Source organism: Cryobacterium sp. TMT4-10 (assembly GCF_004403275.1).
Classification (GTDB): domain Bacteria; phylum Actinomycetota; class Actinomycetes; order Actinomycetales; family Microbacteriaceae; genus Cryobacterium; species Cryobacterium shii.
In genome coordinates, this window is sequence record NZ_SOGU01000063.1 from 1 (window position 1) to 4,280 (window position 4,280).

Annotated in this window: 1 protein-coding gene; it reads left to right on the plus strand. The window is 73.8% G+C overall.

The window, feature by feature from the left end; translation table 11 throughout:
• Positions 1-255: 255 nt before the first annotated feature.
• On the plus strand, positions 256-4,280 hold a 4,025-nt coding region (locus tag E3T42_RS09270), incomplete at its 3' end, for an ATP-dependent helicase (protein ID WP_134402891.1).

Sequence of the window (4,280 nt, forward strand, 5' to 3'; positions counted from 1 at the left end):
CGGCCCGCTCGCTCGCCCGCCGGCCCGCTCGCTCGCCCGCCGGCCCGCTCGCTCGCCCGCCGGCCCGCTCGCCCGCTCCGCCCCTGCCCTGAACCAATTCGACGGAGATTTTGCCGAAAACGCGCCAAAACGGGCCGAATCCCGTTTGTAAGAGCAGTATCTCCGTCGAATTGGTTCCAAGCGGGGCGCGGGGCGGTGAGAACAGGAGTGCGCCCTCATCTGGGACTTGTCAGCCCGATCAGGGAAGATGGTGCCATGAGTGAGGTGCTGCACCGATTCTCGCCGGCCACCCGAGCGTGGTTCGGCGAGGCATTCGCCGCGCCCACCGAGGCGCAGCTCGGAGCGTGGGACGCCATCTCCCGCGGCTCCCACGCGCTGGTCGTCGCCCCGACCGGTTCGGGTAAGACCCTCGCGGCCTTCCTCTGGGCCATCGACCGCCTGGCCACCGAGCGCCCGGCCGCCGATCCCACAGACACTGATCGCACAGCCGCCGAGCGCACGGCCCCGGGTCCCACGGCGACGGATGCCGGCAGTCCGAACGCCACGGCCGTCCCGCGCACGCGCGTGCTCTACATCTCGCCGCTCAAGGCCCTCGGCGTCGACGTCGAACGCAACCTGCACGCCCCGCTCGTCGGCATCACGCAGGCGGCCCGGCGGCTCGGCTTCGACCCGCCCCACGTCACCGTCGGAGTGCGCTCGGGAGACACCCCCGCGAACGAGCGCCGCAGCCTCGTGAAGACGCCCCCGGACATCCTGATCACCACCCCGGAATCGCTGTTCCTCATGCTCACGTCCGCGGCGCGGGAGTCCCTGCTCGGCGTCGACACCGTCATCATCGACGAGGTGCACGCCGTGGCGGCCAGCAAGCGCGGCGCCCACCTGGCCGTCTCCCTGGAGCGGCTCGACGATCTTCTGGCCCGGCCGGCCCAGCGCATCGGGCTGTCCGCCACCGTGCGCCCGGCCAGCGAGGTGGCCCGGTTCCTCGGCGGTTCCGCGGCGGTCGAGATCGTGGCACCGGCCGCCGGGAAACGGTTCGACCTGAGCGTGGTGGTGCCCGTCGACGATATGAGCCAGGTCGGACCGGTGCCGGTGCGTGAGGGGTCCACCGCCGCGGCCGCGCCGCAGACCGGGTCGATCTGGCCGCACGTCGAGGAGGCCATCGTCGACCAGGTGCTCGCGCACACCTCGTCGATCGTGTTCGCGAACTCGCGGCGGCTGGCCGAACGCCTGACCGCACGCTTCAACGAGATCTACGCCCAGCGTCTGGAGGATGTGGCCCAGCCCGAACTGGTCGGCGTCGCAACCGCCGGAGCGGCGACGGTCGCGGGGACATCCGCGGCCCCAGTCCCCGCAGGACAGGCCACACCCGCCGGCCCGCCCGCCGCCCTGATGGGCGCGAGCGGCCAGTCCGCCGGGGCCGAGCCGCTGCTGGCCCGCGCCCACCACGGCTCGGTGAGCAAGGAACAGCGAGCGCTGATCGAGGATGACCTCAAGGCCGGGCGGCTGCGCTGCGTGGTCGCCACCTCCAGCCTGGAACTCGGCATCGACATGGGCGCGGTCGACCTGGTGGTGCAGGTGGAGTCGCCGCCGTCGGTGGCCAGCGGGCTGCAACGGGTGGGCCGGGCCGGGCACCAGGTGGGGGAGGTATCCCGCGGGGTGATCTTCCCCAAGCACCGGGCCGACCTCATCCACGCGGCCGTCGCGGCCGAGCGCATGGTCGCCGGCCTGATCGAATCCCTGTCGGTGCCGTCCAACCCGCTCGACATTCTCGCCCAGCAGACCGTGGCCGCGACGGCGCTCGAACCCATCGACGCGGAGGAATGGTTCGACACCCTGCGCCGCAGCGCCCCCTTCCACTCCCTGCCGCGCTCGGCCTACGAGGCCACCCTCGACCTCCTCGCCGGCCGGTACCCCTCCGACCAGTTCGCCGAGTTGCGCCCCCGCATCGTCTGGGACCGGGAGACGGGCATCCTCACCGGCCGTCCGGGCGCGCAGCGGCTCGCGGTCACCAGCGGCGGCACGATCCCCGACCGGGGCCTGTTCGGCGTGTTCATGGTCGGCGGCGACCAGGCCACCGGCCGCCGGGTGGGCGAACTCGACGAGGAGATGGTCTACGAGTCGCGGGTGGGCGACGTCTTCGCCCTCGGCACGACGAGCTGGCGCATCCAGGAGATCACCCATGACCGCGTGCTGGTGCTGCCGGCGTTCGGCGAGCCCGGCCGGCTGCCGTTCTGGAAGGGCGACGGCCTGGGCCGTCCGGCCGAGCTCGGCGAGGCGATCGGCGCGTTCCTGCGCGAGGTGTCCGCGCTCCCGCCCGAGGGCGCCAGGGCCCGCTGCCGGGCGGGCGGCCTCGACGAGCGCGCCGTCGACAACCTGCTCGCGTTCCTCGCCGAGCAGCGCGCCGCGACGGGGAACCTGCCCACCGACCAGACCCTCGTCGTCGAGCGCTTCCGGGACGAGCTGGGGGACTGGCGGGTCGTGTTGCACTCCCCGTTCGGCCTGCAGGTGCACGCGCCGTGGGCGCTGGCGGTTGGCGCGAGGGTGCGGGAACGCTACGGCATCGACGGGGCCTGCATGGCCAGCGACGACGGCATCGTCGTGCGCATCCCCGACACCGAGTCCGAACCCCCGGAGAGTTCCCTCTTCGTCTTCGACCCCGACGAACTCGAGCAGCTGGTCACCGACGAGGTCGGCGGTTCCGCCCTGTTCGCGGCCCGGTTCCGTGAGTGCGCCGCGCGCGCGCTGCTGCTCCCGAGATACAACCCCGGGCGGCGCTCGCCCCTGTGGCAGCAGCGCCAGAAGGCCGCCCAGCTCCTCGACGTGGCCCGCACCTTCCCGACCTTCCCGATCATCCTCGAAACCGTGCGCGAGTGCCTGCAGGACGTCTACGACCTGCCCGCGCTGCTGAACCTCACCCGGCGCATCGACAGCCGCGCCCTGCGCCTGGTCGAAATCCAGACGGATGCCGCGAGCCCGTTCGCGAGCACCCTCCTCTTCGGTTACGTGGCCGCGTTCATGTACGAGGGGGATTCCCCGCTCGCCGAGCGCCGCGCCACCGCGCTCTCGATCGATTCCAGCCTGCTGGCCGAGCTCCTCGGCCGGGTGGAGCTGCGGGAGCTGCTCGACCCGGTGGTGATCGAGCAGACCGACGCGGAACTGCAGCGGCTGCCGGCCGACCGAAAGGCGCGGGGGATCGAGGGCATCGCCGACCTGCTCCGCGGCCTCGGCCCGCTGACGACCGACGAGGTCGCCGCCCGACTCGACCCGCAGGGCGGACCGGCGGCGGCCGAAGGCCTGCAGGCTCTCGTCGCCGCCCGGCGGGTGCTGCCCGTCGGCGTCGCCGGCCGGCCGTGCTGGGCGGCCGTCGAAGACATCAGCCGGCTCAGGGACGCGCTCGGCGTGCCGGTGCCGCCGGGAGTGCCGGCCGTGTTCACCGAGCCCGTGCTCGACCCGCTCGGCGACCTGGTCAGCCGGTACGCCCGCACCCACGGCCCGTTCACGGTCGCCGATGTGGCCGATCGATTCGGCCTCGGCCCCGCCGTGGCACTGGGAGCGCTCCGCCGGCTCGCCAACGCCCGCCGGGTCGTCGAGGGCGAGTTCCGGCCGCACGGCACCGGCAGCGAGTGGTGCGACGCCGAGGTGCTCCGCCGCCTGCGCCGCCGGTCGCTGGCCGCACTCCGGCACGAGGTCGAGCCGGTCGACCAGGTGACCGTCGGGCGGTTCCTGCCGGCCTGGCAGCACGTGCGCGGGCGGCTGCGCGGCGTCGACGGCGTCGCATCCGTGATCGAGCAGTTGGAGGGAGCCCGCATCCCCGCCTCCGCCTGGGAGTCGCTGATCCTGCCGGCCCGGATCGAGGACTACCGGCCGGCCATGCTCGACGAACTCACGAATGCGGGCGAGGTGCTCTGGGCCGGCTCCGGCACGCTGGCCGGCAACGACGGCTGGATCAGCCTGCACCTGAGCGAGACCGCGCCGCTCACCCTGCCGCTGCCGCCGCCGCTGGAGACCACGGTGCTGCAGCAGGAGATCCTGGCCACCCTGGCCGGCGGAGGCGCCTTCTTCTTCCGGCAGCTGGCGGATGCCGTCGGCAGCCAGGACGACGCCGGGCTCGCCGCCGCGCTGTGGGACCTGGTCTGGGCGGGTCTGGTGGGCAACGACACCTTCGCGCCCGTGCGCGCGCTCCTTTCCGGCGGGAAGGCCGCCCACGGCACCCGCCGCGCCGCCCCGCGGGCCCGGCTGCACGGCGGCCGCATCCTGGCCCGGCCGACCCTGCCGGCCCG